The sequence below is a fragment of the Burkholderia sp. KBS0801 genome (assembly GCF_005937855.2).
Lineage (GTDB): Bacteria > Pseudomonadota > Gammaproteobacteria > Burkholderiales > Burkholderiaceae > Burkholderia > Burkholderia ambifaria.
Map to the genome: position 1 here is coordinate 2,293,436 of NZ_CP042177.1, position 16,068 is coordinate 2,309,503.

Consider the following 16,068-nt stretch of genomic DNA (forward strand, 5'->3'; position numbering starts at 1 on the left):
CGTAAATCCCGCCTGCCGGCGTCCGCCGGTTTGCGATCCTCCCCCGTTTTATCCCCTCGTCGCGACGGCCTTCTCCGGGTTTTCCCGATCACGCCCGCCGGTCCCCTGCTGCAATTCGTTACACCTTGATACGGTGCGCCGCGCGCCGGTAGACGACACTCCTGTTGCGTCACCACGCATGACCACGGGACCAGAACGCGGCGCCGGAACGCCAAGTCTGCTCGCTCCCGAAGCGTGGGATCCGGCCAGCGCCAATGTGCGGAGCCGGATCGACACCGGAGAAAAACATGGACAACCAGAATCAGACCACGCCGCAAAAGCAACGCCTCCACCCGCTCATCGCGACCGCGGCAGGCGCCGTCATCGTCGCCAGCCTCGCCGCCACCGCCGCGATCACGGGCATCTTCCCGAAGGCCAGCAGCAACAACGCGCAGAACGGCCAGACCCAGGCCGCGCTGATCGCGTCGCAGCCGGCCGTCGATACGGCTGCGGCAGCCAGTGCAGCGCTGGCCGCGCAAGCGCAGCAACAGGCAGCCGAACTGGCCGCGCAGCAGAAGGCTGAGCAAAAGGCCGCGGCCGAGAAGGCGGCGGCGGCACAAGCCGAACCGAAGCCCGCGCCGCGCCCGGCAGCCACGCACCGCCGCCACACGCCGGCACCGCAACCGCCGCAATATGCGCAACAGCAGTCCGCGCCCGCTCAAGCGGCCTATTGCCAGACCTGCGGCACGATCGTGTCGATCACGCAGTCGCGCACGCCGGGCCAGAGCTCGGGGATCGGCGCGGTCGGCGGCGCAGCCGCCGGCGGCCTGCTCGGCAACCAGTTCGGTCACGGCAACGGCCGCACCGCGATGACCATCATCGGTGCGCTCGGCGGCGGTCTCGCCGGCAACCAGGTGGAGAAGCAGGTGCGCGCGGAAACCGACTACCAGGTGCAGGTCCAGATGGAAAGCGGCGCGACGCGCACGTTCACGTACCACAGCCCGCCGCCGTTCGGCCAGGGTCAGCGCGTGCGGATCGAGAACGGCACGCTGGTCGGCGCGTAACGTGTAACGCATGACGAATCGCCGGGCGGCCGTTGTACCGCGCCGGAAATGAAAAAGGCTCGTGACAGCGTCACGAGCCTTTTCTTTTTGCGGGAGCGGCGCCGGGCGAGTGCCGGGCGCGAACCTCAGTCTTCGTCGTCGAAGTCGGATTCGTCGATCCAGTGAGCCTGGATCGCTTCGAGGATCTTCTCGCCCGAATGGCTGGGATCGTCGGAGAAGCCATCGAGCTCGATGACCCATTGGCGCAGGTCGACGAAATTGATCCGCTGCGGATCGACGTCCGGATGCTTGTCTGCCAGCGCGATGGCGATTTCGCGCGAATCGGTCCATTTCATGGCCTGCTCTCCCGTGTACGTGGCGAGTTCGTAGGCGGAACGCACATGATGCGCGCCGCCCGCCCCGCCGAACCGTCAGTGATTTTCCTTCGCGTGGTTGATCGAGTACTTCGGGATCTCGACCACCAGGTCCGAATCTTCCTGCACGATCGCCTGGCACGACAGGCGTGACGTCGGCTCGAGGCCCCACGCCTTGTCGAGCAGGTCGTCTTCGTCCTCTTCGGACGGCTCGAGATCGTTGAAGCCCTCGCGGATCACCACGTGGCAGGTCGTGCATGCGCACGACTTCTCGCATGCATGCTCGATCTCGATCCCGTGGTCGAGCAGGTTGTCGCAAATACTCTTGCCGGGCGTCGCGTCGATCACTGCGCCGTCCGGACACAGTTCGACGTGAGGCAGCACTACCAGTTGAGGCATGTCCGTTCCGTCAGTCAGGGTGCGGCGGCTGGCGCCGCACGGTTCAATAACGCACGGGCCGTCGCCGGCCCGCGCGCAGGTCGTTCGTTCAGATCTCGTCGAGCCGTCGGCCCGACAGTGCGCGCTTGATGCTCTTGTCCATCCGGCGCGCCGCGAATTCGTCGGTGCCGTCGGCCAGTGCCTTGGTCGCGGTTTCGATCGCGTCCGCGTCGTCGCCCTGAGCGATCGTGCGCAGCGCCGCGACGAGCGCGTCGACCTGCGTGCGTTCGGCGTCGTCGAGCAGTTCGCCGTCGGCCGAAAGTGCCGCCTGCGTCGCCTCGATCATCCGCTGGGCCTCGACCTGAGCTTCGCGCAGCGCGCGTGCGCGCATGTCGATCTCGGCGGTCTTGAAGCTGTCCTCGAGCATCTTCGCGATGTCGTCGTCGGCGAGGCCGTACGACGGCTTCACGACGACCGATGCCTCGACGCCCGAATGCTGCTCGCGTGCGAACACCGACAGCAGCCCGTCCGCATCGACCTGATAGGTCACGCGGATGCGCGCCGCACCGGCCGTCATCGGCGGGATGCCGCGCAGCTCGAAGCGTGCGAGCGACCGGCAGTCGGCGACCAGCTCGCGCTCGCCCTGCACGACATGGATCGCCATCGCGGTCTGACCGTCCTTGAAGGTCGTGAACTCCTGCGCACGCGCGATCGGAATCGTCGAATTGCGCGGAATGATCTTCTCGACGAGACCGCCCATCGTCTCGACACCGAGCGACAGCGGAATTACGTCGAGGAGCAGCCAGTCGTCGCCGCTGCCGCGATTGCCGGCTAGCAGATCGGCCTGGATCGCCGCGCCAAGCGCGACGACCTGGTCCGGATCGAGATTGACGAGCGGCGGCTGGCCGAAATACTTCGCGACCGCATCGCGGATCACCGGCATGCGCGTCGCGCCGCCGACCAGCACGACACCCTTGATGTCGGCCGGGGTCACCTGCGCGTCGCGCAATGCCTTGCGGGTCGGCGTCAGCGTACGCTGCACGAGCGGCTCGACGAGCGACGCGAACGTGTCGTGCGAGATCGTCTGCACGAGCCGCGCACCGTTCGACAGCGTCACGTCAAGCGACGCCTGTGGCGCGGACGACAGCGCTTCCTTCAGCACGCGCACGCGATCGAGCAGCAGGCGCACGTCCTCGGGCGCGAGCGCCTTCGCGTCGATGCCGGCCTGTGCGAGCACGTGACCGAACAGCACGTGATCGAAATCGTCGCCGCCGAGCGCGGAATCACCACCCGCGGCCAGCACTTCGAACACGCCCTTCGTCAGCTTCAGGATCGACAGGTCGAACGTGCCGCCGCCGAGGTCGTACACCGCGTAGAGGCCTTCGGCCGCGTTGTCGAGACCGTAGGCGATCGCGGCTGCGGTCGGTTCGTTCAGCAGGCGCAGCACGTTGAGGCCCGCGAGACGCGCGGCGTCCTTCGTCGCCTGGCGTTGCGCGTCGTCGAAATACGCGGGCACCGTGATCACCGCGCCGACCAGCTCGTCGCCGAGCGTGTCTTCCGCGCGGTAACGCAGCGTCGCGAGAATCTCGGCCGACACCTCGACCGGGCTCTTCACGCCGTCGATCGTGCGGATCTGCACCATGCCCGGCGCATCGACGAATTCATAAGGTGCGTTCGCCGCGCCTTCGACCTCGGCCTTGCCGCGGCCCATGAAGCGCTTGACCGACACGATCGTGTTGCGCGGATCGGTCGCGGCCTGCTCCTTCGCCTCGTGGCCGATGCGGCGGCCGCCCTTCTCCAGATAACGGACCACCGACGGCAGCAGCGCGCGGCCCGCCTCGTCCGGCAGCACTTCGGGCACGCTGTTGCGCACGGCCGCGACGAGCGAGTTCGTCGTGCCGAGATCGATCCCGACAGCGAGTCGCCGCTGGTGCGGCGCCGGCGCCATGCCCGGTTCGGAAATTTGCAGTAAAGCCATCTTGGTTCGTTCGGGCGCTCGGCCCGTTTGCTGCGCGTGCCGCGAGGCACGCGGTTAAGTTTCGAGGCGCTCGATCTGCGCGCCCACTTCCGACGCGACGCGTTCGATGAACATCAGCTGGCGCACGGCCTCGGCGGCGGCCTGGTCGGCCGCGCTGTCGAGCAGCGTGCCGAGGCGCTCGAGGCGCACGCGCTTCTCGTTGCGCAGTTCGGCGAGCAGCGCATCGAGCGCGTCGACGTTGCGGGCGGCCGCGGCATCCTCGATGCCTTCGCGCCACTCCATCTGCTGCATCAGGAACGCGGGCTCCATCGCGGTGTTGTTTTCAGCACCGATGTCGACGCCGCGCAGCGACAGCAGATAGGTCGCACGCTTCAGCGGATCGCGCAGCGTGCGGTAGGCTTCGTTCGCACGCGTCGCCCATTGCATCGCGATGCGTTTTTGCGCATCGCCGGCCGCCGCGAAGCGGTCCGGATGCACCTGCGTCTGCACCGTGCGATACGCGCTGTCGAGCGCCGCCTGATCGAGCGCGAATTGCGCCGGCAGGTGAAACAGATCGAAGTGGCTGTCTTTCAGCGAAACCATCGTCGCGTTCAATTCCGGTTCGTCACGCGGCAAACGCCGCACATTAAAAAGGCGGCCCGTGCCGCCTCTTGCCCGCATCGCGCGGAAGACCGCGCGTCAGACGCGGAACGATTCCCCGCAGCCGCACTCGTCCTTCACGTTCGGGTTGTTGAACTTGAACCCTTCGTTCAGGCCCTCGCGCGCGAAGTCGAGTTGGGTGCCGTCGATGTACGCGAGGCTCTTCGGGTCGACGATGACCTTCACGCCATGGCTCTCGAATACCTGATCCTCGGGAGCGAGCTCGTCGACATACTCGAGCTTGTACGCGAGCCCCGAGCACCCGGTCGTGCGAACGCCAAGCCGCAGGCCCACACCCTTGCCGCGACGGACGAGGTATTTCTGGACGTGCTGTGCTGCTTTTTCGGTCAGTGTAATTGCCATGATGTCCTTGCCGCGGCACGCCTGGGCCCGCCGCGATCCCTTCTAAGCGCCCCCAAACCTGTCGCTTCGCGCCAGGCCCCCAGAGGGGGTCAATAAAACTTGGGGCGGCCCAGCGTTTTATCGAGAAGCCGCTCGATGCCGCTCAGGCCGCAGCCTGATCGCCTTCCGTGGTGTCGTGGCGCTTCTTGTAGTCGGCCACGGCTGCCTTGATCGCGTCTTCCGCGAGAATCGAGCAGTGAATCTTCACCGGGGGCAGCGCAAGTTCTTCGGCGATCTGCGTGTTCTTGATCGACAGCGCCTCGTCGAGCGTCTTGCCCTTCACCCATTCGGTCACGAGCGAGCTCGACGCGATGGCCGAACCGCAGCCGTACGTCTTGAACTTCGCGTCTTCGATCACGCCGTCCGCGCTGACGCGGATCTGCAGCTTCATCACGTCGCCGCAGGCCGGCGCGCCGACCATGCCCGTACCGACCGCGTCGTCGTCCTTCGCGAACGAACCGACGTTACGCGGGTTTTCGTAGTGATCCAGAACCTTGTTGCTGTATGACATGACTCAGACTCCTTGACTCGTTACGTCTGCGTGCGCAAATTCGCCCGCGAATGTACTCAATGCGATGTTCAGTGCGCAGCCCATTCGATCGTCGACAGATCGATGCCTTCCTGGTGCATTTCCCAGAGCGGCGACAGTTCGCGCAGCTTCGCGATCTTGCTGTTCAGCAGGTTGATCACGAAGTCGACGTCCTGCTCCGTCGTGAAGCGGCCGACCGTGAAGCGGATCGAGCTGTGGGCAAGTTCGTCGTTGCGGCCGAGCGCGCGCAGCACATACGAAGGCTCCAGCGACGCCGACGTGCAGGCCGAACCCGACGACACCGCGACATCCTTGATCGCCATGATCAGCGACTCGCCTTCGACGAAGTTGAAGCTGATGTTCAGGTTGTGCGGGACACGGTGCTCCATGTCGCCGTTCACGTAGGTTTCCTCGATCTGCGACAGGCCGCGCAGCAGCTTGTCGCGCAGCATGCGGACGCGCTCGTTCTCGGTCGCCATCTCTTCGCGCGCGATGCGGAACGCTTCGCCCATGCCGACGATCTGATGCGTCGCCAGCGTGCCCGAACGCATCCCGCGCTCGTGACCGCCGCCGTGCATCTGCGCTTCGATGCGCACGCGCGGCTTGCGGCGCACGTACAGCGCGCCGATGCCCTTCGGGCCGTAGGTCTTGTGCGCCGAGAACGACATCAGGTCGACCTTCAGCTTCGCGAGGTCGATCTCGACCTTGCCTGTCGACTGCGCGGCGTCGACGTGGAACACGATGCCCTTCTCGCGGCAGATCTCGCCGATCGTCTCGATGTCCTGGATCACGCCGATCTCGTTGTTCACGTGCATCACCGACACGAGGATCGTGTCCGGGCGCAGCGCGGCCTTGAACACGTCGAGGTCGATCAGGCCGTCTTCCTTCACGTCGAGATAGGTGACTTCGAAGCCGTCGCGCTCGAGCTCGCGGCAGGTATCGAGCACGGCCTTGTGCTCGGTCTTCACCGTGATGATGTGCTTGCCCTTGCCCTTGTAGAAGTTCGCGGCACCCTTGATCGCGAGGTTGTCCGACTCCGTTGCGCCGGACGTCCAGATGATCTCGCGCGGATCCGCGTTCACGAGCGCGGCCACCTGCTCGCGCGCTTCCTCTACCGCGCGCTCCGCATCCCAGCCGTATGCGTGGCTGCGCGATGCCGGGTTGCCGAACTGCTCCCGCAGGTACGGCACCATCTTGTCGACCACGCGCGGGTCGACCGGCGTGGTCGCGCTGTAATCCATGTAGATGGGCAGGTGGAGAGTCTCTTGGGTCATCTGTCGCTCCGGGTATTCTGTGCAGGGACTATGTGCGTTATAGGGTGTGCGGGGTGTGCGGCGCGTGCGCGCTCACGAACTCGCGATGTTGAACACCGAATTGGGACCGAGCGGCATCGTGCGCACCGGTTCGGCCGGCGCCGCGACGGGCTCCGGCGTGCGCCGGTCGCGCAGCACCGCGGGTGCGCCCTCGCGTGCCCGCTGCTGATCGACGAGATCCTGCAGCGACACCGAATCGAGGTATTCGACCATCTTCTGGTTCAGGGTCGACCACAGCTCGTGCGTCATGCAATGGCCGTCGGGCTGCTTCGAGCCGTCGCACGTGCCTTTGCCGCCGCACTGCGTGGCGTCGAGCGGTTCATCGACCGCGATGATGATGTCGGCGACGGTGACGTCCTGCGCGCGGCGCGCGAGGTTGTAGCCGCCGCCCGGGCCGCGCACGGATTCGACGATTTCATGCCTGCGCAGCTTCCCGAACAACTGTTCGAGATACGAGAGCGAAATCCGCTGGCGCTGGCTGATGCCTGCAAGCGTCACCGGGCCCTGCTCCTGGCGCAGTGCCAAGTCAATCATCGCCGTGACGGCGAAACGGCCTTTGGTGGTGAGTCTCATGGTGTCTAGGGGACTGCAATCTTGACGATTTTGGTCAAGTATAAATATTTGACGATTTTAGTCAAGTATCCATGTCTGCGACAGGGTATTCGCAGCACGCTGAATACCTGGCCGCGCTCAGTGTCCGGTACGGCTGCGGAGCGCCCCAAGCAGGCCCGCGCACGCGCGCTCGACCTGGTCGAGCACCTGTTCGAAGCCCTGCGCGCCGCCGAAATAGGGATCGGCCACTTCGGTTTCGGCCGCGCCCGCCGCGAATTCCATCAGGAGGCGCACCTTGTCGCGATACTGGGGCGGACAGCGCCGGCGCAATTCCGCGAGATTGGCTTCGTCCATCGCCAGCAGCAGGTCGAATCGCTCGAAATCCGCCGCGCTCACCTGCCGCGCCCGTAGCGCCGACAGGTCGTAGCCGCGGGTACGGGCCGCCGCCTGCGCGCGCGTGTCGGGCGGTTCGCCGACATGCCAGTCGCCGGTGCCGGCCGAATCGATCGCGATGTGCTCGGCCAGCCCAGCCGCGTCCACCTGGTGGCGCATCACGCCTTCCGCGGTAGGCGAACGACAGATATTGCCGAGACAGACGAAACAGATCGCAACGCGGGTCATCGCACTATCGGAAAGCCGCGGCGAACCGCGTCGGAGAAGAACGCGCCATTATACAAAGGCGCCCGAAATCGCGCCGCCGCGCAAAGCGACGGCGGCGTGGCTTACAGCGCCTTGGGTGTGGCGAGCCCGACGTCGCCGGATGCGGCCGGCAGCGGTTGCGCCGCGTCGTCGACGAGCCCGAACGACACCGCGCGCGCCAGTTCGGCCGATGCCTGATGCACGGCGAGCGGACCACGCGACGGCGCGTCGGCCATCGCGTGCAGATAGGCGAGCGCGGCGAGCGGGACGACGATTGCCAGCGGCCAGTACATCGATATTGTCTTTTTCATGATGCGGCTCCTTGACCTCATTCCCCGAAACCCAATTCCGGGGACTACAGACGAGATTCTATAGACCGCATCTATCGAGATAAATACATAAATAGCGAACGCACTGTTGTCACCCGATGAACAGTCGTCAGCCGAGGTGGCTTTGCGATGCCGCGTACAGTTCGCGGAACGTGCGGCCGGTCGGGGTCGGCATGTCGCGCGTGTCCATCCAGCCGCCCATCATTGGCAGGCGCCGCAGCATGCCGCCGCTGCCGCCGAGCCGCTCGAGCACGCGCACCGCGAGCTTGGTCGTCAGCGCATAAAGCAATGGCCGCCGCGCGAAAAAGCCCCACGCGGCGAGTCCGGCTCGCTCGCGCCACGGTCGCAGATGCCGCTCGACCTGTTTCTCGCGCAGCGTGCGCAACAGGTGCGACAGCGGGATCCCCACCGGGCAGACGCTGTCGCATTCGCCGCACAGCGTCGCGGCCTGCGGCAGGTCGAGCGCACGGTCAAGCCCGACGTAGCTCGGCGTCAGCACCGACCCCATCGGGCCCGGATAGACCCAGCCGTACGCGTGCCCGCCGACCTTCTGGTACACCGGGCAATGGTTCATGCACGCGCCGCAGCGGATGCAGCGCAGCATCTCCTGGAATTCTCCGCCGATCAGGCCCGTGCGGCCGCCGTCGACCAGCACCACGTAGTTGTGCTCCGGGCCGTCCTCGTCGCCCGGGCCGCGCGGCCCGGTGAGCAGGGAGAAGTAGTTCGACGTCTTCTGCCCAGTGGCCGAACGCGGCAGCAGACGCATCGCGGTCGCTAGATCCTCGAGCGTCGGCAGCACCTTCTCGATGCCCGTCACCGCGACATGCACGCGCGGCATCACCGTGCACATGCCTTCGTTGCCTTCGTTCGTGACGATCGCGACCGAACCCGTCTCGGCGATCACGAAGTTGCCGCCCGTCACGCCCATGTCGGCCGACAGGAAATGCGGGCGCAGCACCTCGCGCGCCTCGCGCGTCATGTCGGGAATCTCGGTCAGCCGCTCGCGGTGATGCGTGCGCGCGAACAGGTCGGCGATCTCGTCCTTGTCCTTGTGCACGACGGGCGCAATGATGTGGCTCGGCGGCTCGTTGTCGTTGATCTGCAGGATGTATTCGCCGAGGTCCGTCTCGATCGACTGCACGCCCATCTCGGCGAGCACCGCGTTCAGGCGCATTTCCTCGGACACCATCGACTTCGTCTTGATGACCTTCTTCACGTCGTGGCGTCGTGCGATGTCGGCGACGAGCCGCGCGGCGTCCTCGGTTGTTTCCGCGAACAGCACCGTCGTGCCGCGCCGCGTCGCCTCGCGCTCGAACGCCTCGAGCCACACGTCGAGGTTCTCCAGCGCCCGGTTGCGGCGCGCCTTCAGCGCGGCGCGCGTCGCCTGGAAGTCGATCGCGGTCATTGCGTCGGCGCGCGCGGACACGAACTTCGTCGACAGCTTCTTCAGGTTCTGCTGCAAGCGCTGGTCGGCCAGCTTCTGGCCGGCACGCGCCTTGAAATGCATCGATTGGACTTGCATCGCGGTATCGGGGAAAAGTGAGCGAAACCGGGCGTCAGACGTCGCCCGCCAGCACCTGCGCGACGTGCAGCACGCGCGTGTCGCGGTCGCCGGTGCGGCGCAACCGCCCTTCGATGTTCAGCATGCAGCCGAGATCGCCCAACACGACGGCGCCCGCGCCGGACGCGCGCACGTTCGCGCATTTCTCGTCCGCGATGGCTGCCGAAATGTCGCCGTACTTGACCGCGAACGTGCCGCCGAAGCCGCAGCAGTGCTCGCAGTCCTTCATCTCGGTAACGGCCACGCCGCGCTGCGCGAGCAGCGCGCGCGGCTGCGCCTTCACGCCGAGTTCGCGCAGGCCCGAGCACGAGTCGTGGTAGGTGACGGGCCCCGCGAATTCGCCGGGCGCGAGCGTGACGTTCGCGACGTTCGCGAGGAAATCGGTCAGTTCGTAGACTTTCTGCTGGAATCGCACATAGCGCCCCATCAGTTCGGGGTCGTCGCGGAACAGGTCGCCGTAGTGCGCGCGGATCATGCCGCCGCACGAGCCCGACGGCGCGACGACGTAGTCGAACTGCTCGAACTCGCGCAGCGTCTTTTCCGCGAGGTCGCGCGCGAGCGCGCGGTCGCCCGAGTTGTAGGCCGGCTGGCCGCAGCAGGTTTGCGCCGGCGGCACGAACACCTCGTAGCCGGCGTCGCGAATCAGTTTCAGCGCGGAAAAGCCGATTTCCGGACGCATCAGGTCGACCAGGCAGGTCACGAACAAACCGACTCGCATACGCGCTCCTTCGAGAAAACGGCTCTCATTATCCGCCGTTTGGCCGGCAAGACCAACGCCGGCGCATGCGCAAGCATGCATGTCAGGAAACGAGGACTTCCTCGAACGGCGTTCGCTTTTTTCACAATACGAGATACAATCGACGCAACACCGCTTGACGCGTCAACCGATTCTCCCCCGACATGAGCCAACCCACCCCGGATTCCAAAACGTCGATCCAAGTGATCGAACGCATGATGCGGCTGCTGGACGCGCTCGCCGCGCACAGCGACCCCGTCAGCCTGAAGGAGCTTGCGCAGCGCACGGAGCTGCATCCGTCGACCGCGCACCGTATCCTCAACGACATGGTGACCTGCCGCCTCGTCGACCGCTCCGATCCCGGCACGTACCGGCTCGGCATGCGGCTACTCGAGCTCGGCAACCTCGTGAAGGCGCGCCTGTCGGTCCGTGACGCGGCGCTGATGCCGATGCGCGAGCTGCATCGCCTGACGGGCCAGACCGTGAACCTGTCGGTACGCCAGGGCGACGAAATCGTCTATATCGAGCGCGCGTATTCCGAACGCTCGGGGATGCAGGTCGTCCGCGCGATCGGCGGCCGCGCGCCGCTGCACCTGACGTCGGTCGGCAAGCTGTTCCTCGCGGTCGACGAAACGTCGCGGGTGCGCGCCTACGCGACGCGCACCGGGCTGTCCGGCCATACGCAGAACAGCATTACCGACATCGCGAAGCTCGAGCGCGAGCTGACGCTCGTGCGCCAGCAATCGTGCGCGCGCGACAACGAGGAACTGGAGCTCGGCGTGCGCTGCATCGCGGCCGGCATCTACGACGACTCGGGCAAGCTCGTCGCGGGTCTGTCGCTGTCGGCTCCGGCCGACCGCCTGCAGGACGCGTGGCTCGGCCAGTTGAGCCGCACCGCGCTGACCATCTCGGAATCGCTCGGCTACCGCCCCGCGCCCGCGAAGGAGACGGAAGGACTGCAGCGGCACGCATGAGCCGCGCCGCCCGCCCCACGGCGGCCGGACGAAAAAAAGCCCCGCGATTGCGGGGCTTTTTCTTTGCGGTAACCGTTGCGGCGGCAGACCGCCGCGACGCGATCAGGTGCCGCCGTTCGCCGTGTTGGCCGCCGTCAGGCGCTCGCCGCCGCCGGCGTCGAGCCAGTTGCGCAGGCGCGAGGCGTCGGCGAAGCGCGAATACTTGCCGAACGAATCCAGCAGCACCATCACCATCGGCCGGCCATGAATCGTCGCCTGCATCACCAGACATTCGCCCGCCTCGTTGATGAAGCCCGTCTTCTGCAGGCCGATGTCCCACGAGCCGTTGCCGCGGATCAGCGCGTTCGTGCTGTTGTAGACCAGGTTCCGCTTGCCCGTATAGACGTCATACGTCCGATCGGTCGAAAACTGACGAATCATCGGGTACTGGTATGCCGCATTGACCATCTTCACGAGGTCACGCGCGCTCGACACGTTCGAGCTCGACAGGCCCGTCGAATTCTCGAAGTGCGTGTCGTTCATGCCGAGCGACTTCGCCTTCGCGTTCATCGCGGCGATGAAGGCCGGACGGCCGCCCGGGTAGTAGCGCGACAGCGCGGCGGCCGCGCGGTTTTCCGATGCCATCAGCGCGATGTGGAGCATGTCCTCGCGCGACAGGACCGAGCCGACCGACAGGCGCGAGCCCGTGCCCTTTTCGTAGTCGCGATCTTCGTCGGTGACTTCGAGCTGGTCGGTCATCGGCGGCTTCGCGTCGAGCACGACCATTGCCGTCATCAGCTTCGAGATCGACGCAATCGGCACGACGGCGTGCGAATTCTTGTCGAACAGCGGCTCGCCGGTGTTCTGGTCGACGACGTACGCGACACTCGAGCGCAGCGCGAGCGCATCCGGCGTGTCGTGCAGGCCGAACGCCTGCCCGACCGTCGGGCGACGCGGCTGGAACGCGACCTTGCGCACCGCGCCGCGGTGGCCGTGCACGTTTGCCGCGAGCGTCATGCGCTTGCGCGATGCCTTCGCGCGCGGCGCGTCGGCCGACGCGACGTCGGCGGATTTGGCGGAGGCGGCCTTCACCGACTTCTTCGCGGACGAAGAGGAAGCGGCTTTCTTGGCGGCCTGGTGGGTCTTCGCAGTGGCGGCAAAGGCGTCAACCGGCGTGACGGACGCGGTGGTCGCCAGCAAGGCGACAGCGACCGACACAGCCGTGCCGAGCGTCATGCTCTGCAACAATCTGCGGGGTGAAAACGATTCGGCTTTCATTGGGGTCTGGACAAAGCGGGCGGGAGGTTTCCGCAAGTGTAGTTAAAGCTTAAAAAAAGAGCAATATTAGGCACTTACCGATCGTCGTTAAACCGGAATGTAAGGGTCGCCCGACGGTCCATCGATCGACCCTCCCGCTCCCATCGAAAAAATTCATGAGATGCGCTGCCCGACACTACCCGCCTCCCGATTACCACGCGGTTAATTGAGATAACGTCACTTTGACGGGAAATTAAAGCGGGGAAAGTACGTATCCGGCGCTCGATGGGCCTCCAGCACGGCTCTCGGCCACCACGTCGGCAGGTCACCCGGCACGCGCATTGAAACGGCGCGCTTTTCGACAGGAACAGAAGCATAACGTTCCACATGCCTGTCAGGTTTACCTGTGCATGATCATGGTGCGCCGCGCCTGCCCTGCCCGGGTGCGCACCATGTGAGAAAAAGCGGCTGAAACCGATTCCGAATGCGGGCGATAACTCATTGTTTTATCGATAATTTGTCGCAATTGTGCAACGCACAAAAAATGCTTGACAAGACTTTTCTGTGCCCTAGAATATGACTCATTGCTGCGATGCACAAAGCACGCGGCGCCGAGGTTCCCCAGCGTAGTGCCCTTTATATCCCTGCGATCGACGCGATCGCTTTTCAGGAGCTTGACATGTCCTTGCTGACCCCCGAGCAAATCGCCGCCGCCCAGAAAGCCAATCTCGAAAGCCTGTTCGGTCTGACGACCAAGGCGTTCGAAGGCGTCGAAAAGCTGATCGAACTTAATCTGCAGGTCGTGAAGTCGACGCTGACGGAAAGCCAGGAAAACGCACAGCGCCTGCTGTCGGTGAAGGACGCACAGGAACTGATCGCACTGCAAGCGAGCCTGTCGCAGCCGGTCGCGGAAAAGGTGCTGTCGTACACGCGTCACCTGTATGAAATCGCGTCGTCGACGCAAGCCGAGTTCGCGAAGGTTGCGGAAGCGCAATTCGAAGAGCAGAACAAGAAGGTCCAGGCGCTCGTCGACAACGTCGCGAAGAACGCACCGGCCGGTTCGGAAACGGCTGTCGCCGCACTGAAGTCGGCGCTGAACGCAGCGAACACCACGTACGAAACGGTCCAGAAGGCTGCGAAGCAAGCCGTCGAGATCGCCGAAACGAACTTCAACGCGGCTGCCGCTGTCGCGACGAAGGCTGCAAGCGCTGCTGCATCGCGCCGCTCGACCAAGCCGGCCGCGTAAGCGTCCCTGCTGCTGAAAAAGCCGCGCACTGCGCGGCTTTTTCGTTTGTGGCGCCGACACACCGCGCGGCCGGCCATCGTCGATGCATCGACGTGACACGGGCGGCGCTCCGCCATCGGCCTCGGGCAAAAGAAAACGCCGCCGTCCGGATGTTCCGGGCGGCGGCGTTTTTCATGGCCGGCGCGAGGCCGACCATGCCGGTCGAGTTACTTCTTGCGTTGCGGCGGCAGGTCGGTACACACGCCTTCGTACAGCTCGGCGGCCATGCCGACCGATTCGCCGAGCGTCGGGTGCGGATGGATCGTCTTGCCGATGTCTTCCGCGTCCGCGCCCATCTCGACGGCGAGACACACTTCGCTGATCAGGTCGCCCGCGTTCAGGCCGACGATGCCGCCGCCGATCACGCGATGGGTTTCCTCGTCGAAGATCAGCTTCGTGAAGCCTTCGTCGCGACCGTTCGCGATCGCGCGGCCCGATGCGGCCCACGGGAACACCGCCTTGCCGTACTTGATGCCTTCGGCCTTGCACTGGTCTTCCGTCTTGCCGGCCCACGCCACTTCCGGATCGGTGTACGCCACCGACGGGATCTGCAGCGCGTCGAAGTACGCCTTCTCGCCGTGCGCGGCTTCCGCCGCGACGTGGCCTTCATGCACGGCCTTGTGCGCGAGCATCGGCTGGCCGACGACGTCGCCGATCGCGAAGATGTGCGGGACGTTCGTGCGCATCTGCTTGTCGACATCGATGAAGCCGCGGTCGGTGACGGCGACGCCGGCCTTGTCGGCGCCGATCTTCTTGCCGTTCGGGCTGCGGCCCACCGCGACGAGCACGAGGTCGTAGCGCTGCGCTTCCGCCGGCGCCTTCTCGCCCTCGAACTTCACGTAGATGCCGTCTTCCTTCGCTTCCGCGCCGACCGTCTTGGTCTTCAGCATCACGTTGCCGAAGCGCTTCGCGTTGTACTTTTCCCAGACCTTCACGAGATCGCGGTCCGCGCCCATCATCAGGCCGTCCATCATTTCGACCACGTCGATCTCGGCGCCGAGCGTCGCATACACCGTGGCCATTTCGAGGCCGATGATGCCGCCGCCGATCACGAGCATCCGCTTCGGCAGTTGGCGCAGTTCGAGCGCGCCCGTCGAATCGACGACGCGCGGGTCTTCCGGCATGAACGGCAGCTTCACCGCTTGCGAGCCCGCGGCGATGATCGCCTGCTTGAACTTGACGACCTTCTTGCCGTTTTCGCCCTGCACTTCCATGTGATACGGATCGACGAATGCGCCGACGCCCGTGACGACTTCGACCTTGCGCGCCTTCGCCATGCCGGCGAGGCCCGTCGTCAGTTTCTTGACGACGCCGCCCTTGAAGTCGCGCAGCTTGTCGAGATCGACCTCCGGCTTGCCGAACGTGATGCCGTGCGATGCGAGCGCCGCGGCTTCGTCGATGACGAGTGCCGTGTGCAGCAGCGCCTTCGACGGGATGCAACCGACGTTCAGGCATACGCCGCCGAGCGTCGAGTAGCGTTCGACCAGCACCGTCTTCATGCCGAGGTCGGCTGAGCGGAACGCGGCCGAATAGCCGCCGGGGCCGGCGCCGAGCACGAGCATGTCGCACTCGATGTCGGCGGCGCCGCTGTAGCTGCCGGCTTGCGGCGCGGCTGCGGGAGCGGCTGCGGCCGGAGCGGGCGCAGCCGGTGCGGGTTTCGCTGCCTCGGGTGCTTTCGCGGGTGCGGCGTCGCCGGCTGCTGCTTCGACGATGGCGATGACGGTGCCTTGCGAGACTTTCTCGCCGGCTTTGACCTTGACTTCCTTGACTGTGCCGGCGACGTCGCTGGGCACTTCCATGGAGGCTTTATCGGATTCGAGCGTGATGAGCGTTTGTTCTTTTTCGATCACGTCGCCTGGCTTGACGTTGACTTCGATGACATCGACGCCGCTGAAATCGCCGATATCCGGAACCTTGACTTCGATGAGACTCATTACTGTCCCCTTCTTGATTAGCTGCTGACAGAGGCAGAGGGCTCAACCGCTGAACGACGGCCTGACTGGAGAACGGGGACTTGGGCAGGACCACCTTTGCTGTCCGCCCAAGGACGCGCCTTTCTTTTGGTTACTTTTCTTTGGAAGACAAAGAAAAGTGACCGCCGCCCCGCGCAGGGGCGACGCC

At 65.4% G+C, this 16,068-nt stretch carries 17 protein-coding genes; 3 read left to right on the forward strand and 14 right to left on the reverse strand.

Annotated features, from left to right (window positions below):
* Positions 1-287 precede the first annotated feature (287 nt).
* The gene (locus tag FFI87_RS10875) at positions 288-1,043 is read left to right on the forward strand and encodes a glycine zipper 2TM domain-containing protein (protein ID WP_012364217.1); all 756 of its coding nucleotides are present in this window, start codon (positions 288-290) and stop codon (positions 1,041-1,043) included.
* A gap of 125 nt (positions 1,044-1,168) precedes the next feature.
* Here the strand turns inward: FFI87_RS10875 and iscX are convergent, their stop codons facing one another.
* From iscX to FFI87_RS10935, 12 genes are all read right to left on the reverse strand, one after another.
* Entirely contained in the window at positions 1,169-1,378 is a 210-nt protein-coding gene (gene iscX / locus FFI87_RS10880; protein WP_006754136.1) for a Fe-S cluster assembly protein IscX, read from the reverse strand.
* A gap of 75 nt (positions 1,379-1,453) precedes the next feature.
* The gene (gene fdx / locus FFI87_RS10885) at positions 1,454-1,795 is read right to left on the reverse strand and encodes an ISC system 2Fe-2S type ferredoxin (RefSeq protein ID WP_011657374.1); all 342 of its coding nucleotides are present in this window, start codon (positions 1,793-1,795) and stop codon (positions 1,454-1,456) included.
* A gap of 88 nt (positions 1,796-1,883) precedes the next feature.
* A complete protein-coding gene (gene hscA, locus FFI87_RS10890) occupies positions 1,884-3,752 on the reverse strand; it encodes a Fe-S protein assembly chaperone HscA (protein WP_012364218.1) in 1,869 nt (622 codons plus the stop codon).
* Positions 3,753-3,806: 54 nt separating this feature from the next.
* Positions 3,807-4,334, reverse strand: coding sequence for a Fe-S protein assembly co-chaperone HscB (hscB, locus tag FFI87_RS10895; protein ID WP_041489934.1), 528 nt, complete (start codon positions 4,332-4,334; stop codon positions 3,807-3,809).
* Between the two features lie 96 nt (positions 4,335-4,430).
* Positions 4,431-4,754, reverse strand: coding sequence for an iron-sulfur cluster assembly protein IscA (iscA, locus tag FFI87_RS10900; RefSeq protein ID WP_006754132.1), 324 nt, complete (start codon positions 4,752-4,754; stop codon positions 4,431-4,433).
* Between the two features lie 142 nt (positions 4,755-4,896).
* On the reverse strand, positions 4,897-5,304 hold the full coding sequence (gene iscU, locus FFI87_RS10905) for a Fe-S cluster assembly scaffold IscU (RefSeq protein ID WP_011657378.1): 408 nt from the start codon (positions 5,302-5,304) through the stop codon (positions 4,897-4,899).
* A gap of 68 nt (positions 5,305-5,372) precedes the next feature.
* A complete protein-coding gene (locus tag FFI87_RS10910) occupies positions 5,373-6,596 on the reverse strand; it encodes an IscS subfamily cysteine desulfurase (protein WP_011657379.1) in 1,224 nt (407 codons plus the stop codon).
* 72 nt (positions 6,597-6,668) lie between these two features.
* Positions 6,669-7,208 (reverse strand): Fe-S cluster assembly transcriptional regulator IscR, encoded by a 540-nt coding sequence (gene iscR, locus FFI87_RS10915; RefSeq protein WP_009691731.1) that lies wholly within the window; start codon positions 7,206-7,208, stop codon positions 6,669-6,671.
* Positions 7,209-7,325: 117 nt separating this feature from the next.
* A complete protein-coding gene (locus tag FFI87_RS10920; RefSeq protein WP_041489830.1) occupies positions 7,326-7,808 on the reverse strand; it encodes a low molecular weight protein-tyrosine-phosphatase in 483 nt (160 codons plus the stop codon).
* A gap of 101 nt (positions 7,809-7,909) precedes the next feature.
* Positions 7,910-8,137 carry a hypothetical protein gene (locus FFI87_RS10925; RefSeq protein ID WP_138847470.1) on the reverse strand — a complete coding sequence of 76 codons (228 nt, stop codon included), beginning with the start codon at positions 8,135-8,137 and terminating at the stop codon, positions 7,910-7,912.
* Positions 8,138-8,264: 127 nt separating this feature from the next.
* Complete coding sequence (locus tag FFI87_RS10930; protein WP_138847469.1) at positions 8,265-9,677, reverse strand: lactate utilization protein B; 1,413 nt, start codon at positions 9,675-9,677, stop codon at positions 8,265-8,267.
* A gap of 34 nt (positions 9,678-9,711) precedes the next feature.
* The gene (locus FFI87_RS10935; RefSeq protein WP_138847468.1) at positions 9,712-10,434 is read right to left on the reverse strand and encodes a (Fe-S)-binding protein; all 723 of its coding nucleotides are present in this window, start codon (positions 10,432-10,434) and stop codon (positions 9,712-9,714) included.
* Positions 10,435-10,616: 182 nt separating this feature from the next.
* Here FFI87_RS10935 and FFI87_RS10940 point away from each other — a divergent pair, with 182 nt between their 5' ends.
* Entirely contained in the window at positions 10,617-11,426 is an 810-nt protein-coding gene (locus FFI87_RS10940; RefSeq protein ID WP_011657384.1) for an IclR family transcriptional regulator, read from the forward strand.
* 102 nt (positions 11,427-11,528) lie between these two features.
* On the opposite strand, the gene pbpG is transcribed toward FFI87_RS10940, so the two are convergent.
* Positions 11,529-12,683: a D-alanyl-D-alanine endopeptidase gene (pbpG, locus tag FFI87_RS10945; protein ID WP_105786338.1), complete on the reverse strand. Its 1,155-nt coding sequence runs from the start codon at positions 12,681-12,683 to the stop codon at positions 11,529-11,531.
* 658 nt (positions 12,684-13,341) lie between these two features.
* On the opposite strand from pbpG, the gene FFI87_RS10950 reads away from it, so the two are divergent.
* Positions 13,342-13,908, forward strand: a complete 567-nt coding sequence (locus tag FFI87_RS10950) for a phasin family protein (RefSeq protein WP_006755449.1) — start codon at positions 13,342-13,344, stop codon at positions 13,906-13,908.
* Positions 13,909-14,114: 206 nt separating this feature from the next.
* On the opposite strand, the gene lpdA is transcribed toward FFI87_RS10950, so the two are convergent.
* On the reverse strand, positions 14,115-15,881 hold the full coding sequence (gene lpdA / locus FFI87_RS10955; RefSeq protein WP_138847467.1) for a dihydrolipoyl dehydrogenase: 1,767 nt from the start codon (positions 15,879-15,881) through the stop codon (positions 14,115-14,117).
* Positions 15,882-16,068 lie beyond the last annotated feature (187 nt).

Excerpts from the sequence above, each read along its gene's own strand:
- FFI87_RS10910 (WP_011657379.1), bottom strand. The coding sequence starts at position 6,596 with ATGACCCAAGAGACTCTCCACCTGCCCATCTACATGGATTACAGCGCG.
- iscX (WP_006754136.1), bottom strand. The coding sequence starts at position 1,378 with ATGAAATGGACCGATTCGCGCGAAATCGCCATCGCGCTGGCAGACAAG.
- FFI87_RS10875 (WP_012364217.1), top strand. The coding sequence starts at position 288 with ATGGACAACCAGAATCAGACCACGCCGCAAAAGCAACGCCTCCACCCG.
- lpdA (WP_138847467.1), bottom strand. The coding sequence starts at position 15,881 with ATGAGTCTCATCGAAGTCAAGGTTCCGGATATCGGCGATTTCAGCGGC.
- FFI87_RS10920 (WP_041489830.1), bottom strand. The coding sequence starts at position 7,808 with ATGACCCGCGTTGCGATCTGTTTCGTCTGTCTCGGCAATATCTGTCGT.
- FFI87_RS10935 (WP_138847468.1), bottom strand. The coding sequence starts at position 10,434 with ATGCGAGTCGGTTTGTTCGTGACCTGCCTGGTCGACCTGATGCGTCCG.
- pbpG (WP_105786338.1), bottom strand. The coding sequence starts at position 12,683 with ATGAAAGCCGAATCGTTTTCACCCCGCAGATTGTTGCAGAGCATGACG.
- hscA (WP_012364218.1), bottom strand. The coding sequence starts at position 3,752 with ATGGCTTTACTGCAAATTTCCGAACCGGGCATGGCGCCGGCGCCGCAC.
- iscA (WP_006754132.1), bottom strand. The coding sequence starts at position 4,754 with ATGGCAATTACACTGACCGAAAAAGCAGCACAGCACGTCCAGAAATAC.
- hscB (WP_041489934.1), bottom strand. The coding sequence starts at position 4,334 with ATGGTTTCGCTGAAAGACAGCCACTTCGATCTGTTTCACCTGCCGGCG.
- FFI87_RS10950 (WP_006755449.1), top strand. The coding sequence starts at position 13,342 with ATGTCCTTGCTGACCCCCGAGCAAATCGCCGCCGCCCAGAAAGCCAAT.
- fdx (WP_011657374.1), bottom strand. The coding sequence starts at position 1,795 with ATGCCTCAACTGGTAGTGCTGCCTCACGTCGAACTGTGTCCGGACGGC.
- FFI87_RS10930 (WP_138847469.1), bottom strand. The coding sequence starts at position 9,677 with ATGCAAGTCCAATCGATGCATTTCAAGGCGCGTGCCGGCCAGAAGCTG.
- iscR (WP_009691731.1), bottom strand. The coding sequence starts at position 7,208 with ATGAGACTCACCACCAAAGGCCGTTTCGCCGTCACGGCGATGATTGAC.
- iscU (WP_011657378.1), bottom strand. The coding sequence starts at position 5,304 with ATGTCATACAGCAACAAGGTTCTGGATCACTACGAAAACCCGCGTAAC.
- FFI87_RS10940 (WP_011657384.1), top strand. The coding sequence starts at position 10,617 with ATGAGCCAACCCACCCCGGATTCCAAAACGTCGATCCAAGTGATCGAA.
- FFI87_RS10925 (WP_138847470.1), bottom strand. The coding sequence starts at position 8,137 with ATGAAAAAGACAATATCGATGTACTGGCCGCTGGCAATCGTCGTCCCG.